Origin of the sequence: Mesorhizobium sp. M1066, assembly GCF_040318635.1 — a bacterium.
GTDB lineage: Bacteria > Pseudomonadota > Alphaproteobacteria > Rhizobiales > Rhizobiaceae > Mesorhizobium.
This window is the reverse complement of record NZ_JAMYMR010000011.1, coordinates 62,038-81,199: the sequence shown is the minus strand read 5'-3', so window position 1 is coordinate 81,199 and position 19,162 is coordinate 62,038. Positions and strand designations below refer to the sequence as shown.

The 19,162-nt window shown below is 63.4% G+C and carries 16 protein-coding genes; 5 read left to right on the top strand and 11 right to left on the bottom strand.

All coding sequences use genetic code 11. From position 1 onward, the window contains the following. Positions 1-11 precede the first annotated feature (11 nt). Positions 12-1,109: a lactonase family protein gene (locus NKH52_RS16870; protein WP_352731454.1), complete on the top strand. Its 1,098-nt coding sequence runs from the start codon at positions 12-14 to the stop codon at positions 1,107-1,109. Positions 1,110-1,153: 44 nt separating this feature from the next. On the opposite strand, the gene NKH52_RS16865 is transcribed toward NKH52_RS16870, so the two are convergent. The 3 genes from NKH52_RS16865 to NKH52_RS16855 form a co-directional block, all read right to left on the bottom strand. Further along, positions 1,154-2,137, bottom strand: coding sequence for a Tim44 domain-containing protein (locus tag NKH52_RS16865; RefSeq protein WP_352731451.1), 984 nt, complete (start codon positions 2,135-2,137; stop codon positions 1,154-1,156). A gap of 67 nt (positions 2,138-2,204) precedes the next feature. Beyond that, positions 2,205-2,507 carry a TFIIB-type zinc ribbon-containing protein gene (locus NKH52_RS16860; protein WP_352731449.1) on the bottom strand — a complete coding sequence of 101 codons (303 nt, stop codon included), beginning with the start codon at positions 2,505-2,507 and terminating at the stop codon, positions 2,205-2,207. Between the two features lie 233 nt (positions 2,508-2,740). Continuing rightward, positions 2,741-3,730, bottom strand: a complete 990-nt coding sequence (locus NKH52_RS16855; protein ID WP_352731447.1) for a zinc-dependent alcohol dehydrogenase family protein — start codon at positions 3,728-3,730, stop codon at positions 2,741-2,743. A 102-nt stretch (positions 3,731-3,832) separates the two neighbouring features. On the opposite strand from NKH52_RS16855, the gene NKH52_RS16850 reads away from it, so the two are divergent. Further along, positions 3,833-4,735: a LysR family transcriptional regulator gene (locus tag NKH52_RS16850; RefSeq protein WP_352731444.1), complete on the top strand. Its 903-nt coding sequence runs from the start codon at positions 3,833-3,835 to the stop codon at positions 4,733-4,735. A 19-nt stretch (positions 4,736-4,754) separates the two neighbouring features. Here NKH52_RS16850 and NKH52_RS16845 read toward each other — a convergent pair whose 3' ends face one another. From NKH52_RS16845 to NKH52_RS16815, 7 genes are all read right to left on the bottom strand, one after another. Beyond that, positions 4,755-6,782, bottom strand: coding sequence for a CocE/NonD family hydrolase (locus tag NKH52_RS16845; RefSeq protein ID WP_352731442.1), 2,028 nt, complete (start codon positions 6,780-6,782; stop codon positions 4,755-4,757). 48 nt (positions 6,783-6,830) lie between these two features. Further along, positions 6,831-7,808, bottom strand: coding sequence for an ABC transporter ATP-binding protein (locus NKH52_RS16840; protein ID WP_352731439.1), 978 nt, complete (start codon positions 7,806-7,808; stop codon positions 6,831-6,833). Continuing rightward, positions 7,805-8,788, bottom strand: coding sequence for an ABC transporter ATP-binding protein (locus NKH52_RS16835; RefSeq protein ID WP_352731437.1), 984 nt, complete (start codon positions 8,786-8,788; stop codon positions 7,805-7,807). Before NKH52_RS16835 ends, NKH52_RS16840 begins: the two co-directional genes overlap by 4 nt. Continuing rightward, on the bottom strand, positions 8,785-9,624 hold the full coding sequence (locus NKH52_RS16830) for an ABC transporter permease (RefSeq protein WP_352731435.1): 840 nt from the start codon (positions 9,622-9,624) through the stop codon (positions 8,785-8,787). The genes NKH52_RS16835 and NKH52_RS16830 overlap by 4 nt, the downstream gene beginning before the upstream one ends. Before the next feature lie 28 nt (positions 9,625-9,652). Continuing rightward, entirely contained in the window at positions 9,653-10,600 is a 948-nt protein-coding gene (locus tag NKH52_RS16825) for an ABC transporter permease (protein WP_023808846.1), read from the bottom strand. Positions 10,601-10,652: 52 nt separating this feature from the next. Continuing rightward, positions 10,653-12,212 carry an ABC transporter substrate-binding protein gene (locus tag NKH52_RS16820; protein ID WP_352731433.1) on the bottom strand — a complete coding sequence of 520 codons (1,560 nt, stop codon included), beginning with the start codon at positions 12,210-12,212 and terminating at the stop codon, positions 10,653-10,655. A 310-nt stretch (positions 12,213-12,522) separates the two neighbouring features. Next, positions 12,523-13,515, bottom strand: coding sequence for a dipeptidase (locus NKH52_RS16815; RefSeq protein WP_352731430.1), 993 nt, complete (start codon positions 13,513-13,515; stop codon positions 12,523-12,525). Between the two features lie 195 nt (positions 13,516-13,710). Between NKH52_RS16815 and NKH52_RS16810 the strand changes: the two genes are divergently transcribed. Further along, a complete protein-coding gene (locus tag NKH52_RS16810; RefSeq protein ID WP_352731428.1) occupies positions 13,711-14,982 on the top strand; it encodes an NAD(P)/FAD-dependent oxidoreductase in 1,272 nt (423 codons plus the stop codon). A 3-nt stretch (positions 14,983-14,985) separates the two neighbouring features. Here NKH52_RS16810 and NKH52_RS16805 read toward each other — a convergent pair whose 3' ends face one another. Next, entirely contained in the window at positions 14,986-15,927 is a 942-nt protein-coding gene (locus tag NKH52_RS16805; protein WP_352731425.1) for a LysR family transcriptional regulator, read from the bottom strand. Between the two features lie 128 nt (positions 15,928-16,055). On the opposite strand from NKH52_RS16805, the gene NKH52_RS16800 reads away from it, so the two are divergent. Continuing rightward, complete coding sequence (locus tag NKH52_RS16800) at positions 16,056-17,393, top strand: aromatic ring-hydroxylating oxygenase subunit alpha (RefSeq protein ID WP_352731422.1); 1,338 nt, start codon at positions 16,056-16,058, stop codon at positions 17,391-17,393. A gap of 83 nt (positions 17,394-17,476) precedes the next feature. Further along, positions 17,477-19,123: an acetolactate synthase large subunit gene (locus NKH52_RS16795; protein WP_352731419.1), complete on the top strand. Its 1,647-nt coding sequence runs from the start codon at positions 17,477-17,479 to the stop codon at positions 19,121-19,123. Positions 19,124-19,162 lie beyond the last annotated feature (39 nt).

Below are 19,162 nucleotides of genomic sequence, written 5' to 3'. Positions count from 1 at the left end.
GGAGGAAAATCATGCGCGAGGATTATCTGGTCTTTGTCGGCAGCCTGAACCGGGAAGCGCCCTATTTTCAGGGCGCACGCGGTGTCGGTCTCGGCGTCTACAGCTTCGATGAGGAAACGCTGGAAACACGAAAACTGGCCGAGACCAATGACGTCGACAATCCTACCTTCCTCTCGGTGACGCCGGACGGCTCGCACATCTATGCCAATTCGGAAGTCTTCACCTGGCGCGAGGGAACCGTCTCCGCCTACAGCTACGATCGTGGCTCGCGTGCGCTCACCTACTTGAACAAGCAGCCTTCGCTTGGCAGCATCACCGCCCACAACACCATCACCCGCGACGGGACGAAACTGCTGGTCGCAAACTACGGTATGGGCGAGGGCGGCCCGGATCGTGCCGTGGCTGTCTATGGCTTCGAGGAGAACGGTGCCTTGTCGACGCCGCTCGCCAGCGTTTCGCATAAGGGCAGCGGCCCGAATGCGGCGCGGCAGGAACGCTCGCACGCCCACAGCGTCACCGAAACCATCGCCGGGGGAACAGTCATCGTCGCCGACCTCGGCATCGACCGGCTGGTGTCTTACCGGATCGAGCGCGGCGGCAATCTGGCCAAGCTAGCCGAAGCCGCTTTGCCATCCAGCGCCGGTCCGCGCCATCTTGCGCTGCATCCAAACGGACGTTTCGTCTTTGTCATGAACGAATTGGATTCGACCATCGTGTCGATGGCACTGGACGAAGCCACGGGCAGGCTCTCGTTCATCGATGCCAAGCCGGCGGTGCCGGCCGAGGCACGCGACAGCAACCACTGCGCCGACATACAGATTTCCCCGGATGGCCGTTTTGTCTACGGCTCCAACCGTGGCCACGACAGCGTCGTCATCATGGCGGTCGACCAGCAGACAGGATCGCTGAGCCTCGTCGGCTACGTCCCTTGCGGCGGTGCGACGCCACGCAACCTCGCGCTGACGCCGTCAGGCGGCCATCTGTTTTCCGCCAACCAGAATGGCGACCGCATCTCGATCTTCGCGCGCGACGCCGAGACCGGCATGCTCAGCGACACCGGGCGCGTCATCGAGATAGGCACGCCGATGTGCGTCAAAATCGTGCGCTGAACGCCCACAACTCACATCGAGCCTCGGGCAAATCCGCCCGGGGCTCAAGCCTGTTGTATTGCCGAGAGCTTCCAGTTCGAGCCATTCTCACGCACGAATGTCCACAGCTCGGTCGTCTCTGTCGGATGATCATCGTCGCCCGCGACGACCTTGCCGCTGGCCCGTTCGCGCGTGACGTCACGAGACTCGTAGCGCAATGCGGCCGTGGCGTAGTCGCGGTCATCCTCACGCCAGCTTTCAGCGACGTCGGCCTGCAGCAAGGTGATATCCGTTACCTCGTTCCTGAGACCTTTCTGGGCATTGTCGGCCAGCTCTTCCGACAGATAGGACACCATTTCGGGGGTAACAGCCCGGCGCAGAGCGGCATGGTCTTCGCGCCCGAATGCTTCCTGGACATCGGTCAACAGCTGCTGGAATGCGTCGAGGTCGGTCTGAGCCAGCGTGATCTTATCAGAACCGATGGCCGGAGAGCTTCCGCCCGAACCACCGCCAAAGCCGGGAATTGTGAAGGAGCCTGCAGTCTGCTGCCCTGCCGTTGCGCGGTTCTCAAATCTCGAAGCCTGGGCATTGCCACCGGCGAGCGCTGGCGCAGGACCACGCGCCGATTGCGAGCGGAAGAAGCGGATAGCCAGCATGATCGCGCCACCGATGAGCAGGGCCTGAAGCAGGAAACCGAACATGCCGGCCAGGCCGCCGAAGCCTTGGCCGACGAGCAGGCCGATCAGGCCGCCGAGCAGCAGGCCGCGCATCATCGTTCCACCGAAACCGCTCATGAAGCCGGGCCTCTGCGGGCCGGCCTGCGGCTGCCGGGCCGCGTTGTTCGCACCGGTGTTGGGCGTCATCGAACGCTCGACTGGAGCGGTCGGGGCCGGTGCGGTCCTGGTCGGCGGTGCCGATTGGAACGTGCGCATGCCACGACTGCCGAAACTGCCGCCGCGGCGCGCCTCGGCATGGTCTATCGCAACCATCGAAAACGCCAGGAACAGTCCTGCAAAGAGGGCTGCAAATCGGCTTGTACGGGAAGTCATCGGAGATGAACCTTTGTCTCTGCGGTTTCGGAAGTTTTCACCGCCGCCGGGTGCCGGCGTCATGCGGTCAATCGAACAACTCTTCGAAAAATGATTTCTTCCGCTTCGGATAGCGGTGGCCGTGGGAGCGGGAATAATCGTCGTCGCGGCCCTGGCCGTGTTGCGGCTGGGAGAATGCTGCCGGCTGTGGCTGCGGCGCGGGCGCCGCTTCCCTGCTGGAACGCTCGATGATCTTGTCGAGTTCTCCCCGATCAAGCCAGACGCCGCGGCACTGCGGACAGTAGTCGATTTCGATACCTTGGCGTTCGCTCATCACGAGCGCGACGCGGCAGGAGGGGCAAGTCATGCCAAGGAGGGAAGTAGATGTCATACGGGGCTCCAAACCGAAAAAGATTGAGCCCGCTTGACCGAAAACATGGAAACGAGCCCGTTAAAGCGGTCCGACATCACGATCGCCAAAAGCGATAGTCAGAGGGGCCCGGCCCGCACCGGACAGTTAGGAATGCAGAGCCGCGCCTTCAAGAGCGATATTGTCCTGCAAGAATGATTTGTTCGCCATCGTTGCTCAGACCGTCACCACGATCTCAGACCGTCACCACGATTTCAGATCGTCACCACGATTTTGCCGAACTGCTCGTTTGATTCCAGATACCGATGCGCTTCGACGATCTGGTCGAACGCAAAGGTCCGGTCGATGATCGGTCTTAGTGCCCCACTCTGCAGGCCTTCGACGATGAACGCCTTGGCGGCCTCCAGCTTTACCGGGTTACCGGTGATCTCGTGCACGAGGTAGCCGCGCAGTGTCAGCGTTTTGCTCAGCACCGCTGGCAGCGGGAATGGCGTCGGCGCGTGGCTCAGTCCGCCATATTCGATGAGGATGCCGCTATGCGACATCGCCGCCGTCAGCGGCTCGAAGATCGGGCCGCCGACCGCATCAAACACGACGCGCACGCCTCGCGGCCCGGCGATCTGGTTCAATCGCGCCGCCAGATCCTCCTCCGTCGAGGCCACGACTTCGGCCGCACCGGCCTCGAGCAGCGCCCGCATCTTCGCCGATGTCCGCGTCACCGCGATCGCGGTCGCGCCGACCTTGTTGGCGATCTGGATCGCCGCAAGCCCGACACTGCTCGATGCTGCTGTGATTACGACGGCGTCTCCGCTGTGCAGCCCGGCGATGTCGACCAGCGCGCCGTAGGCGGTGAGGTATTGCATCCAGACCGCCGCTGCCGTTTGCCAGTCAAGCGACGGCGGATGCCTGACGACAAGTCGGGCCGGGTAGATGGCAAGATCGCCATAGGCCGGCCAGCGGATCATCGATTGCGGCGGGATGACACTGACGCTGTCACCTGGCGCGAAATCCTTCACGCCGTCGCCAATAGTCTCGACGACACCCGCCGCTTCAAGACCAAGCCCCGAGGGGAGCGTCGGCGTCTCGATATAGGCGCCCGCGCGTAGCAGCGCCTCGGCGCGATTGAGGCCGAGTGCCTTGACCCGGATTTGAACTTCGCCCGGCCCCGGTGGGGGAAGCGCAACATCCTCGATGCGCAGAACCTCCGGGCCACCATGCTGGTGAAAGCGAACTACGCGTGTCATTCGGGATACTCCAAATCATCTGAACCGAATGAGCTATGCAGCTAGGTTCACCGGGGATAAATGGCTGTAAGGGAAGAACAGTAGAAACCAGGAGTTTTGAATATGGATCGGCTTGAGAGCATGGCCGTGTTCGTCAGGGCCGTCGATGTCGGCTCGTTCGCAGCCGCCGCAGTCGCACTCGATCTGTCCGGACCAATGGTTGGCAAGCATGTGCGGTTCCTCGAGGAGCGGCTGGGCGTGCGGCTGCTCAACCGGACCACGCGGCGGCAAAGCCTGACCGACTTCGGGCGCGCTTACTATGAACGCTGTCGGGTGGTGCTGGCCGAGGCCGAAGCCGCCGATGCGCTCGCCGCCGACCAGTTCTCCGAACCACGTGGAAAACTGCGGGTCACCATGCCGGCGCATTTCGGCCGCCATTGCGTTGCACCCGTGCTGCTGCGGCTGGCGCGGCAATATCCGATGCTGGAGCTCGACCTGTCGCTCACCGACCGCTTCGCCGATCTTGCCGAAGACGGATACGATCTCGCCATTCGGACCGGTGCTCTGGGCGACAAGGCGGGGTTGATCGCACGCCGCGTCGCGCGCCAGGACATGGTCGTCTGCGCCGCATCCTCCTATCTCAGAATTCATGACGAGCCGCGGCGTATCGAGGATCTCGCTGATCATCAGGCGATTGTCTACCGCCGGCTCGGCCAGGTCGTTCAGCCGTGGCTGTTTGCGCGCGAGGGGCAATCCGTACAGGAGATTACGCCAACCGGGCGGCTGCGGCTCGACGATCTCGATGCCATCGCCGATGCGGCTGTTGAGAGCATGGGGCTTGCCTGGCTGCCCTGGTGGCTGGTGCGTGAGCGCATTGAAGCCGGCGCGCTGGTCGCACTGTTGCCGGACCAGCCGCGATATCTCTACGACTGCCATGCCCTTTGGCTGCAGACGCCGCATCTGCCGCTGAAGGTGCGGCTGGCCGTCGATGCGCTGGCTGCCGCCTTGCCGAGATCGATGGCCTGATTGCCAATCGCAGCCGCTTTCAGTTGAGGTCGCGCCGATACTCCTTGACCTCGCTCCGGTCGACGACCACTTCATCTCCGTCATGGGCAGTGATGTGGGTCTCGATCCGCCAGACATCGCGCAGCGCGCGCACGGTCGCCTTCACCGAAAGGCGCGCCTGCCAGTCGCCGCGGCCATAGGACTTTTCCCAGGTGCAGGTGCCGACCGCCGAGTTCGGATCGTCGGGGTGGATGGTGAACCGGTCGACATGCCTCGCCGCAACGGTCATCTGCGTATGTGGGTGCCGCACCGTGCCGCCATCATTGACGACCTGATAGACGGTCTCGCCGGTGACCTGGTCCGTCGAAACCGAGCGCTGAAAGCCGTCGCCCTTGGCCAGAACCTCCTGCAACATCGGCGCAGCGCTTTCCGGAGCCAGGAAAGCCCCCAGCGTGTCGTCCAGAGGCTGCGGTGGGCGCACCGGCAGGATCAGCCGGCTGTCGCCGCAGTGGATCGACAGCGTCGCCTGCTCGGCGGTCGGAAAGACGATGGGCCAATGCGATGTCGCCAGTGCCAGCCGGATACGCTCGCCAACCTCGAAACGCTGCCCGCAGCAGCGCAGTTTGATGCGCACCGTTTCCGCCTGGCCCGGCACCATGGGTGCGATGTCCAGATCATCGTTGCGATGGCTCAGGTTGAGGATGCCGCAGCTGATGCGCGAGGCAGCACCTTCAGGGAACACTTGCGACAGCGCGGCGGACAGAAGGGCGACGGGCTTGTCAGAGGAGAGCCTGACCTCGAATTCGGGGAAACCAAGGATCTCGATGGCTTCGCTCAACGGCGCGGTCTCGAAGATCAGGGCATTGCCTTCTTCCATGCGCTGGTCGACAGGCAAGGTCGGCATGACGCCATAGCCGCACCAGGCGCCGGAAGACATGCCGGCCGTCTGCGGCGATGAAATCTCCAGGATCGTACCTTCCCCCTTGGCTTCGCTCAGCACATGCGGGGCAAGGTTCAGCACCTTTTCGCCGACACCCGGCCCCGGCCACGCCGGCTCGGCGACCCAGCGGCCAGGCCGCTCGTCATAGATCGCCGCCGGCCGTGCGGGATCCTGGATCCAGGCGCGCAGCATCGGCTCGTCGACAATGCCGGTGTCGATGCCCTTGAGATATTGATCCCACCAGCGCAGGCACTCCTGCAGGAAGCCGATACGCGGGCCGGGCATGGCGAAGTGCGGATATTTGTGGCCCCAGGGTCCGATCAGGCCCTTGCGAGGACCGCTCAGTTTTTCCAACATCCGGAAGATCGGATTGGGATAGCCGTCGGCCCAGCCGCCGACGGCATAGACCGGGATTTCGACATCGGAATAGTTCTCGCAGATCGAGCCGTGCTTGTAGAAATCGTTGCGGCGCTGGTGTTCGAACCAGTCCTGCATCCAGATCCCGTTGCCGTTCAGCCGTTGCTCCCAAAGATCGCGCCAGCGATCGCCGACAATGAACGGGTCGGGCGGGGTCATGGCGATGGCCCAGGCGGTGGTTCCCCACATCAGATTGTCGCACATCATGGCGCCGCCGAGATAATGCACGTCATCATTGTAGCGATCATCCGTGGAGCACAGCGAGACAACCGCTTTCAATGCTGGCGGTCGCCGCGCGGCGACCTGAAGCCCGTTGAAGCCGCCCCAGCTGATGCCGATCATGCCGACGCTTCCCAAACACCAGGGTTGCCGGGCCAGCCATTCGATGACCGCCAGGCAGTCATCCTGTTCCTGCTTCAGATACTCGCCCTTGCACAGCCCTTCGCTGTCGCCCGAGCCGCGCATGTCGACCCGCACGCCGGCATAGCCGTGACCGGCGAAATAGGGATGCGTCAGCGTATCGCGCTCCACCGTTCCGTCGCGCTTGCGGTAGGGCAAATATTCGAGGATCGCCGGCACCGGATCGGCCTCGGCGTCTTCCGGCAGCCAGATTCGAGCCGCCAGCTTGACGCCGTCCGGCATCGGAATCCACAGGTTCTCGATCTCGCGGATTTTGCGCGGGAAATCGGTCACGACGCGGATATCTTGCATGGCGGCTCCTCTCAACGCCCCGGCCGACACTTGCGCCGGTGGCGATCCTTATGTGTTCAGCGGGAAATGGCAGGTCAGGCGGCTGTTTCCGACCGTGACCGGGACGGGGACATCGACCGCGCAACGGCCCTGGGCCTGCGGACAGCGTGTGTGAAATTCGCAGCCTGAAGGGCGCGCCAGCAGGGAGGGAACGTCGGCCGGCAGCGTGATGCGCTGGTGCACCCGATCTGGGTCCGGCTCGGGATTGGCGGACAGAAGGGCCGCCGTATAGGGATGATGCGGCGCGCGGAAGATCGCTTCGGTTTCACCCTGCTCGACGAAGCGTCCGAGATACATCACCGCCATACGGTCGGCGATCTGGCGCACGACATGCAGATTGTGGGTGATGATCAGCATCGACAGGCCCATGCGGTCACGCAGGTCGTTGAGCAGGTTCAGCACCTCTCCCTGCACCGAGACGTCGAGGCCGGCGGTCGGCTCGTCGGCGACGACCAGAACCGGGTCCAGCGCGATCGCCCGCGCGACGCCGACGCGGCGCGCCTGGCCGCCGGAAAGCTGGTGCGGGTAGCGGTCAGCGAAATCGCGCGGCAGCCCGACCAGTGCTAGAAGCCGTGTGACTTCGGCGTTGAGATCACGATCCGACAGTCCGTGAATGATGAAAGGCTCCGACAGCAGCGACCGCACGCTGAGCCGCGGCGACAGCGATCCGACCGGATCCTGGAACATCATCGGCATGCGCCGCCGCACCGGCTTCAGGGCGGCGTTGGACAGGCCCTGCAGTTCCTGCCCTTCAAACAGGATCGTGCCCGCCCTCACGGGCTGAAGACCGTTGAGCGTGCGCGCCAGCGTCGTCTTGCCCGAGCCGGATTCGCCGACCAGCGCGAAGGTGCTGCCTCGTTGAAGCGTGAAGCTGACGCCGGAGACCGCTTCAATCTCGGTGGTTCGCCCGGCAAGTCTGGCGGACAGGCCGCCAACCCGGAACGAGACGCGCAGGTCGCTGACACGGAGCAGGTCGTCGGAGCTCATGCGTTCATCGCTCCCAAGGGAATGTCCGCATGCCAGCAGCGGGCGATGTGAGACCCGCCGATGGCTGCGCTGGGAGGCACGGTCAGGCATTGCGCGTCGGCACGATCGCAGCGCGGCTGGAAGACGCAGCCGCTCGGCCGGCGGCGCAAATCCGGCAAGGTCCCGGCAATGGTCGGCAGGCGAGCAACCCGCTGCGACAGCCGGGCCGGATCGCAGGCCAACAGCTTTTGCGTGTAGGGGTGACGCGCATCATGGAAGATCTCGCGGGTCGTGCCGCTCTCCACCACCTCGCCGGCATACATCACGATCATCTCGTCGCAGAGCTCGGCGATCACGCCCAGATGATGCGAGATGAACAGCACCGAGCAGCCGATGTCGCGCTGCAAATCCTTGAGCAGTTCGATGGTGGCCACCTCCAGCGTCGCATCGAGCGCCGTCGTCGGCTCGTCGGCGATCAGCAAAGCCGGTTCCATCATCAGCGCCATGGCGATGGCGATGCGCTGCTTCATGCCGCCGGAGAATTCGTGCGGAAACTGCGTCAGCCGGCTTTCCGGATCGGGAATGCGAACCTTGCGCAGCATGGCGACGGAGCGTGCATCCTTGTCCCGCTTCGACAGACCCGAGCGATACTGAATGTCGCGCATCTGCCGCCCCACCGACAGCACCGGGTTGAGCGCGCCCATCGGATCCTGGAACACAGTGGCGATGCTTTGGCCGCGCAGGCCGCGCATCGCCGAGGGGTCGAGCCGCGCCAGGTCCTTGTCGCCCTCGAAGATGATCTCGCCCGATGTGATTTCACCATTGTCGGCGAGCAGGCCGAGAATGGCGTTGATGAGCGTCGATTTCCCGCAGCCGGATTCGCCGACCACGCCGACGCTGCGGTTGGCCGGCACGCAAAAACTCACCTGCTTCAGCGCCTCCAGTCGCCCGGCCTCGGTGTGGAAGGCGACACTCAGATCCTTGACCTCGAGAACCGTCATGAGCGTCCCTTCAGCCTGGGATCGAAGAGGTCGCGCAGCGTCTCGCCGAAGAAGGTGAAGCCGAGCGTGGTCAGCACGATCGGCAGGCCGCCGGCAATCACGATCCAGTAGGAATCGCGGATGTTGGCAAAACCGTCATTGAGGATCGCGCCCCAGCTCGGCGTTGGCGGCCGCACGCCGAGCCCCAGGAAGCTCATTCCGGCCTCGATCGCCACCACCACGGGAATGTCCATCGATATCAGGATCAGGATCGGGCCGATGATGTTGGGCAGGATATGGACACGCAGGATGCGGCCCGCACTGGCGCCCATCGAGCGCGCCGCCATGACGTGTTCGGCTGACTTGAGCACCAGCGTCTGGGTTCTGATGATGCGGGCATAACCCGGCACATTGACCAGCATCACCACCAGCACCACCGCATAGAGCGAGGGGCCGAACAGGGTGACCAGCGTCAGCGCCAGCATGACGGTGGGAAAGCTCTTCACGGCGTCGAAGATCAGCAGCAGCACATTGTCGAGCCAGCGCGGCCCATAGCCTGCGATCAGCCCCAGCATGACGCCGACAACCAGCGACACCGCTGTCGCGCCCAGCGCGATCAAAAGCGCGACGCGTCCTCCATAGAGCACCCGGGTGAGAAGATCGCGGCCGAGATGGTCGGTGCCGAGCAGATGCAGGAGGCTCGGCGAAGCGAAGCGTTCGGCCGGCGATATCTTGCTCGGCACATAGCTGGTCAGGAGGCTGGCGAAGACCGCCGACAGCACCACGACCGTCACCAGCGTCAGGCCGATCGCGCCGAGCGGCTCGCGCATGATGCGGCGCAAGGTGCGCCATATCATGCCGAGACGGAAGCTGCGGGATGGCAGCTCAGTTGAAACTTGATCTGACACGGGGATCCAAGATACCGACGAGGATGTCGGCTGCTACGTTGACGAGAACGAAGAAGACCGTGGTGACCAGCACGGCTCCGGAGACGATGGGGTAGTTGCGCACCGAGATCGCCTCATAGACCAGCTTGCCGATGCCGGGACGGGCAAAGACGATTTCGGCGAAGACGGATGACGACAGCATGTGGCCGATGCCGACGCCGAGCAAGGTGATCGTCGGCAGCACGGCGATGCGCAGCGCGTAGGTGTAGACGATCCTGTGCTCGGTCAGGCCGAAGGCGCGCGCCGTGCGGATATGGCTGGCTTCCAGTGTCTCCAGCATCGAGGCGCGCACCATGCGCGAGATATAGCCGATCCAGCCAAGGCCGACCGCCAGCGACGGCAAGATGAGGTGCTGGAGCCGGCTGGCGAGGTCGCCCGGTTCGCCGGCGCCGATCGCCGGCAGCCATTGCAGGGCGACCGCAAACACCAGCAGCGAATAGATGGCGACGACGAAGGACGGCACGGCGATCATCGCCACCGACAGCACCCCGATCACCTGATCGACAAAGCCGCCGCGCCGCACCGCCGCGATGCAGCCAAGCGGAATGCCGAGCGCCACCGACCACGTGATGCCGCCGACCACCAGCGCCAGCGTGAACGGAAGCTGTTCCATCACCACGTCCAGAACTGGCCGATCTGACAGCACCTCGGTGCCGAGATCGCCGCGCAGGACCGATCCGTAGAAATGTAGGAACTGCCGCCACACCGGCTGGTCGAGGCCCATCCGCACGCGCAGCGCCTCCATCATCTCCGGCGTCGCGCGCGGCCCCAGCGCAACGGAGGCCGGGTCGCCGGGAATGAGGTAAACCATGGCGAACATCATCATCATGGCCACGCTGATGATGATGGCGCCAAGCCACAGACGCTTGAGGGCGTAGCGGATCATTTCCAGTACCTGTCGGACGGTCTTTGGCGGGGACGAGCCCCGCCCGCCGATATCATGCGGGTTTGAAGTCGGTGAACACGGGTTCGCCGTTCGGCTTCAGGCCGGCCACAAGCGTATCTCGATTCATGATGCCGGTGACCTCATGCGTCAGGAAAACGTAGTTGCCGTTCTCCTCCATCAGGTCCTGCAGCTTCTTGTAGATGACATCGCGTTTTGCCGGGTCGAGCTCGACCATGCCTTCGGCATTGAGCTTGTCGAATTCCTCGCTGGAAAACCGCTCCCAGTTCCAGACACCGATCTGGTCGCGGGTAAACCAGGCAGTGGCCCAGCTCGGATCCGGCTGCATGGAGAAGCGGCTGATGATCATCTGCAGCTTCTTGTAGTAGTCGCCTTCCTTGGCGCCCAGCGTCCAGAAGGTGCCGCTGTCGTTCTGCTTGATCTCCACAGTGAGGCCGACATCCTGCAGGTTCGACTGCACGACCTGCGCCGCGGTCAGGCGCTCGGTCTTGTTGAGAATGTCGAGCGTGATCGTCGCGCCGGCCAGTCCTTCCTTGGCGATCATGTCGCGGGCGCGGTCCGGATCGAAATCGAACAGGTTCTTCTCGCGATGGCCAGGCAGGCCGGGCGCGATGATGCCGGTAGCGGTTGCCGCGGCGCCGAAATAAGCGGCGTCGACCACCGCCTTGCGATCCACGGCGTACTGCACCGCACGGCGCATGTTGGGATTGTTGAAGGGAGCGACATCCTGGTTCATGCCAAGCCAGACAAAGGCCAGCGACGGCTTCTCGACCACGGTCGTCTTTGGCGGCGGCGTCTGCTTCAGGCGCGAGATCGAGGAGACCGCGGTCCAGGTGTAGTCGAGGTCGCCGGCCTCATAGCCAAGTTCGGCGGTCTTCTCGTCCTCGATCGGATGGATGTGGATTTCCGCGAAGGCGCCCTGCTCGTACTTCCAGTCGGGATTGCGCACCAGCACCGTGCGCTGCTTGGGCAGCCATTCCTTCAGGATGTAGGGGCCCGACTGCGCCACCGGCTTGACGCCCATCTTGCCACCGAGTTCGGTGATGGCGCGCTTCGACAGGATGGTTCCGGACGGCGTCGGCAAGGTCGACGTCCACAGCGGCGCGAAGGCCTGCTTCAGGTGGATCAGGCCGGACAGCTTGTCCTTGACCTCGACCTCCTTGAGCGTCGCCCAGTCGCCGGAATAGGGGCTCTTGTTGGCGGGATCGGCGATGCGTTCGATCGAAAATTTGACATCTTCCGCCGTCATCTGGCCGTAGCCGTCGGTGAAACCGATATTGTCGCGCAGCTGGAAGGCGACGGTCAGCGGGTCGAGCTGCTTGATCGTTTCCGCCGCCATCGGCCGCCAGCCCCAGCTATCGCCCGGCGTGGTGACGACGAGGCCTGCGAAGATGACGCTGGTGATGTCGCCTTCGGGGGCCGCCAGCCGGAAACAAGGGTCGAGCGTCTGGATGTCGGCGTAGGAGCGCACCTTCAGGATCGGGCCGTCGCTCGACCAGGAAATTTTTGGATTGACCATTGAGGCGAGCCCGAAAGCGCCGGCTCCGGCTAGCAGGCTGCGGCGCGAAACCCTGGTGTCGGCTAGAATGGACATGCTCTACCCCTCTGCTGTTTTCGTTGTCTTGTTTCCGGCCGTTGGCCATTCTCCAAGCCGGGCCGAATGTGTCTGTCAGCTAAAACTGCTAATAATAGACATCTATGTCTAGCGAAAATTTTGCCGGCATGTCCGAATCTTGGATACGGACGATCTTGCGGGAAATATCGACATCTGTTCCGACCGCGCCAGCGCGTCGACTTGGGCCCTACGCGGGCTAAATGTGATCGCCCACACGGCGAGGCTTGATCCTGCATTCGGTTGGGCCTGGATCAAGTGCTGGAGCGGAGACGCGCCTCTCCGCTTACCTTCACTTCCAGATTTCGGCCGCCAGGCGCACGAAATTGCCGCCCAGGACGTTGCGCACGGTCTGCTCGGACTGGCCGCGGCGCAGAAGCACATCGGTCAGTTCGCTCATCTGGCCGGGAGCCGCGTAGGTCGTCGCCCCTTCCGGATATTCGCTCCTGGGCCAGAATTGCGGATTGTCTGAAATGATACGGTCGATGCCTTTGACGTCGACGGGGAAGGCGTAGTCCAGCCCGATGCCGACATGATCTGGGCCAGCCAGATCGACAAGATATTCGATGTGGTCGGCCAACCTGTCCGAGTCGGTCCGCCCTTCTCCCAGGAAACGATTGAGCCCGACGATCGCGACGATGCCGCCGGTGCGCGCGCAGGCCTTTATCTGCTCGTCGGTGATGTTGCGGCCATGGCCGCACAAGGCCTTGGCGTTGGAGTGCGAGAAGATCACCGGCCGGTTGGAATATTCCATCACCTCCATCGAGGTGCGATAGCCGGTGTGGGTGACGTCGACGAACATGCCGAGACGGTTCATCTCGTCGATGACCTGGCGGCCGAACGCCGTCAGGCTGGTCTCGACATCGTGGCAACCGCCGCCGGCGAGGTTGTTCCTGTTGTAGGCAAACAAGATCTGGCGCACACCCAGATGGTGATAGAACTCCACCATTTCGATGCGGCCGTCGAGCGCGTTCATGCCCTCGATGTCGAATGTGATTGCCAGTTTGCCCTTAAGCTTTGCCTTGCGGATTTCCTCTACCGAGGAGACCAGCGTGTAGTGCTCGGGATTGGCAAGGATCCAGTGGCGGAAATTTGCGAGCGTCCGCACTGTCTGCTCCCAGGGCAACAGGTCGAAGCCAACATCGATCGACAGATAATTGATGCCGGCGTCGCGCCAGATCCGCAGATTGGTCAGGTCCGCCGCCGGATCCGGCATGAAGCCGGAATGCGCATCCCATATGATTTCACTGTCGAAAATGGCCTGGGCGGCAGTCGAAACGCTCACTTTTTCCTCACTCTCTCGCAACGCCAACACGACGGAAGGCCGAATCAAGCCGCGTTCCGGACGTGTGATCCAGATGCAGTACGCATCAAGTATCAGGCCACAGACACATGTGTCTAGACAGCTCCGAACGGGCCTGTATGGTCGCCGCCGCTGCATGTCGCTCCGATCGGACCATCGGCAAAAGGGAGAACAAAGATGAGTTCAAACGGAAGCCATGGCGGGAGCGATAGCAGGCACATCGCGGTAATCGGCGGCGGCATCATCGGCTGCAGCGCGGCTTTCCATCTGCTGCGGTCCGGCGTGCGCCGGGTGACGGTCATCGATGCGGGTCAGCCGGGTGCCGCGACCACCAGCGCCGGCGCGGGATTTGTCTCGCATTGGTCCGCCGGCATGATTCCGCTTGGCGAAGAGGGTCTTCAGCTGCAGCAATATGGCCTCGATTTTTATCGCCGGCTGCACGAGGTCGGCGTCGAGATCGGCTATCGGCCGAACGGCACCTTGATCATGGCGCTGACCGAGGACGGGCGCGAGCGTTTTGTCCGCCCGGTGCTGGACTCTTCCTATGCCCCGACGGAAATGCAGGATCTGAACGCCGCGCAGATCGGCCAGAAGATGCAAGGTCTCATCGATCCGGCGCGGGTCCATTCGGCGGCCTACAATCCGCATGGCATCCAGCTCGACACCAAGCTGGCCATGGGCGTGCTGACCGGCCAGATTAGCAAACTTGGCGGCATCTTCCGCAGCAACACACGCGTGACGGCCGTCCATGATGCCGGCGATCGGGTGACCATCGAGACCGATCAGGGCAGCCTTGAGGCTGACGGCGTGATCGTTGCCGCTGGCGCATGGAACAACCAGGTCATATCGGGCCTCGGCTGGAAGTTGCCGCTGCTGCGCGTCGTCGCGACACGCATCATCACCGATGATCGCGGGCTGCCGTCGACCATCCCCACGGTCCAGTGCCGCGAATTGCGGCTGTGGCTGCGCGAAACATTCGGCGCGGTCATGTGGGGGACCGGCCGGCATTACAAACCTCTCTACAAGACCGACGACAACGAGATCGAACCTGGCCAGCCGCACAATATCGAGCTGATGCGGGAGACTTCCGAGCAGGAGCTTGCCGAGCTGCAGACTGTGTTCCCGCCGCTGCGCGGTTCGACGATCGCGAGCTGGGCGCAAGGCGTGCCGTGCTACACGCCCGACAACGGCCTTATCGTCGGCAAGGTGCCCGGCAGCGACAATGTCGTGGTCGTCGGCGGCGACAATGAGAGCGGCGTCACCCATGGACCGGGTCTTGGCCGGCTATCCTGCGAACTGGTCCTCGGGCAGACCCCGTTCGTTTCCGCCGAGCGGTTCCGTGTCGATCGCTACGCCTCCGATGCCTTCAAGTCGGAGGCTGAGATCGAGGCCGCCATGCCGGCCTGTGGCGCGCGTCATGAAGCGTCGCGGTTTGGCCGCGAGGCTTGATCGTCAGCTGTCGCCGACGCTGGCCTGCCAGCTGTCGCCGACGCTGGTCTGCCAGCTGTCCCCGACGCTATCCAGCAGCGCCTGCGCCACTCCCCTGACCATTGGACCGGCATTCTTCCTCATGACGATGTGGAAGGAGCCGGCGTGACGACGTGAGGTCTTCGTCAGCCGAACGAGCTGGCCGCGGCGCAGATGCTCGTCGGCAAACCCCGCCCAGGCGAGCGCAGCTCCGCGCCCGGCAATGGTTTCATGGATCATCGACATGTAGCTGGTGAACCGAGGCCCATCGAGTTTCCGCTCGGTTCCGATCCATGACTGCCAACTGTCGATCGCGCCGGGCGGCGTCACCTGGTGCAGCAGCGGCACCACCAGGAAAGCCTCGGGGTTCTCCGAGGCGAGCGCCGGGTGACGCGCCAGGAACGCCGGTGCACAGACCGGGAACCATTCGCCGTCGAGCAGTTTGTCGGCCACGAATTCGGGCCATTGCCCGGCTTCGCCGAAACGGATCGACAGCGCCACTTCGGGCTGGTCGAAATCCCTGTAATCGGTGGATGTCTGCAAAAGCACCCGGTCGCCGGCCACCCGCGATGTGATGAGGTCGAAGCGCGGCATCAGCCATGCCTGCGCGAAATCGTGGCTGCAGCCGACCACGAATGTATCGCTGTCGTGCGCGGTCAAATCATCGACCGCTTGCCTGATGGTGCCAAGACCCTCGCGGATCGCCTCGGCCAGCGTGTTGCCGGCCCCGGTGACGGCGACGCGGTTGCCCTTGCGCGTGAACAGCTCGACCGACAGCTGACGCTCGAGATTGGCGACATGCCGGCTGACCGCCGATTGGGCGATGTTGAGCTCCTGCGCGGCCAGCGTCAGCCCGCCATGCCTGGCGGCAGCCTCGAAGACGACCATGGCGTTCAGCAGGGGAAGCGATGTCTTGAGGGTTTTCACGATCCGAACCTGTCGTCATGCCTTTTCGATATGAAGGTCTATCATTTCTGTATTTGCCGCAAGCCTTTCCGCATCGCACACTTTATCGAAACGTCATCCTAGCGCCAGCGAGCAGAAAGGTGTTTGCCGTGCAGGCCTACACACCGAACAGCCAGCCTATCGACAGAAGCGAGACCGTCAGGCTGATCGACCGGCAACGTCCGGACTGGTCGCTGGAACAGGCCTTCTATGCCGACCCGGCGATCTTCGCGCTGGAACGGGACTTGTGGTTTCCGCGCCAATGGATGCTTGTCGCCCATGCCAGCGAGGTGCCTGAAAAGGGCCGCTACATCGTGCGCCAGCTGTTCGACGAAGAGATTGTCGTCGTGCGCTTCGGCGACGCCGAGGACGACATCGCGGCCTACTACAATGTCTGCACCCATCGCGGCTCGCGGCTCTGCGCCAAGGATGGTCGCGGCAAGCTTCTGGTCTGCCCATATCATGCCTGGTCGTTCAGGCTGACCGGCGAATTGCAGTCGCGGCAGGACCTTCCTGCAAGCGTCGATCCGGAAACGCTCGGCCTGCACCGGGTGCCCTGCAAAAGTTTCGGCGGCCTGGTATTCTGCGGCCTCGATGGCAATTCGTTGCCCGACATCCAGCCCGTCGCGGACGGGCTAACCGGTGGCTTGCGCGAAAACGGCCTTGACCGCGCACGCATCGTCGCGCGCAAGAATTATCTGACCAAGGCGAACTGGAAGCTGGTGCTCGAGAACTTTCTCGAATGTTATCACTGCCGGCCGGCTCATCCCGAATATTACCGCGTCAACGGCCATGTCAAAGTGACAGCGACCCGCGACGCCGACAAGGCGGTCGAGTGGCAGAACGAAATCGAGGCTTGGCACAGCGTCATCGGCGATGCTGAGTTCCACAAGGGTGCGTGGCAGGCGGGCGACCTCGACACGATGCCGTTTGCCATGCACCGCAAGCCGATCGGCTCCGGCCGCAACACGCTCTCCAATACGGGTGAGGGGGTCTCGTGCCTGATGGGCGGCCGTCACGCTTATGATGGCGGCGAAAGCGGTTTCCGCCTCGGACGCCTGTCGTTTGCAAGTGCTGCCAATGACTATGTCACGCTGTTCCAGATGATACCGCGCAGCGCCGCGGAAACCGACGTCATCCTGACCTGGCTCGTCGACAAGGATGCCGATGGCGGCGTCGATTCCGATGCGATCAGCTGGATGTGGGACGTCACCACGGTGCAGGACAAGAAGATCACCGAGGACAATGCCGACGGCATCATGTCGCGCGCCTACCGGCCAGGCCCCTATACGCCGCTGGAAAGCCAGACCTCGTTCTTCGTGCAGACCTATCTGTCGGAACTGCGTTCGCTGATCACCGGCACGCGCGGCGTGTCGGTCAGCCAATGGTCCGCGCCGAAGGAACTGTTCGCATCGCCGAAAGCGGCGAGCTGCAACACGCGCCTCTGACCCGCAGCCGAAGATGCCTCTTTGAGGCGTCGCATTCCGATGCCATATGAAGGTGGCCGATGGAATGTTGCGGGAGACGGTTTATGACCAAAGGTTCGGATCTGTTCGTCGCGGCCCTTGAGAACGAAGGGGTCGAACGGATTTTCGGCATTCCGGGCGAAGAAAATCTCGATATCGTCGAATCCATCCGCCGCTCCTCGATCCAGTTGATCCTGACCCGTCACGAGCAGGCAGCCGCTTTCATGGCCGCCACCTATGGCAGGCTTACCGGAAAGCCGGGTGTGTGTATCACTACGCTTGGCCCAGGCGCGCTCAACCTTTCGACCGGTTCGGCCTATGCGCTGCTCGGCGCGATGCCGATGATCATGATCACCGGCCAGAAGGGCATCCTGTCATCCCGGCAGGCGCGCTTCCAGATCGTCGACATCGTCGCGGCGATGAAGCCGCTGACCAAGCTGTCGCGCCAGATCGTCTCGCCGAAGATGATCCCCTCGCTGGTGCGCGAAGCTTTCCGTGTCGCCCAGGAGGAGCGTCCCGGCCCGGTACATCTGGAACTGCCGGAAGACATTGCAGCGGCCGAGTGTGAACCGATCGCGTTGGTGCCGACGCACCCGGTCGAACTGCCGCTGGCCAGTCCAGGCGCGCTTGATCGCGCCGCCAGTATGATCATGGAAGCCAGGCGCCCGCTGCTGATGTTCGGCGCGGCGGCGTCGCGACCGCGCGTGACCCCCGATGTCGCGCAGTTCGTGCTGCGCACGCAAATTCCCTACTTCACCACGCAGATGGGCAAGGGCACCGTGCCTGGCGGCACGGAGCTCTATATGGGAACGGCAGCCCTTTCGGAGCGCGACTACGTGCACGAGGCCATCGAGCAGGCCGATCTGATCATCACCATCGGTCACGACACCGTAGAGAAGCCGCCCTTCATCATGGGGGCGAAGGGGCCGAAGGTCATTCATGTCGGCTACCAATCAGCCGATGTCGAGCAGGTCTATTTCCCGCAAGCCGAAATCGTCGGCGACCTCGGTCCTTCGCTGGCGCTGCTGGCCGACCGCATCGAGGGCAAGATCCCCAACGCACAGGCGCTGCTGCCGCTGCGGGAAGGCATTCTGAGCCGGATCGCGGCGCGCGCCACCGAAGATCGCTTCACGCCGCAGCGCATCGTGCATGACGTGCGCGCCGTGATGCCGCCGGATGGGATCCTCGCCCTCGACAACGGCATGTACAAGATCTGGTTCGCTCGCAACTACCGGACGCGCATGGCAAACACGATCCTGCTCGACAATGCGCTGGCCACCATGGGCGCGGGCTTGCCGTCGGCGATGATGGCGGCACTGCTCTATCCGCAGCGCCGTGTCATGGCCATCTGCGGCGATGGCGGCTTCATGATGAACAGCCAGGAATTGGAGACCGCCGTCAGGCTCAAGCTCAACCTCGTCGTCCTGCTGCTCGAGGACCATGCCTATGGCATGATCCGCTGGAAGCAGGCGGTTGACGAATTTCCGGATTTCGGCATGACCTTCGGCAATCCCGATTTCGTCAAGTATGCCGAGGCTTATGGCGCCAAGGGCACCAGGGTTGCAGAGATTGCCGACTTGCGGCCGGCGCTGGAACAGGCCTTCACCGGCGGCGGCGTGCATCTCGTCGTCGTGCCTATCGACTATTCCGAAAACACCAGGGTGCTCGTCGACGAATTGCGCGAGCGGCTGCCTGCGCCGCAGACGCCCTGACGGCAGCGACAAAGCCGCCGTCAGGATTGCTTGGGCGGA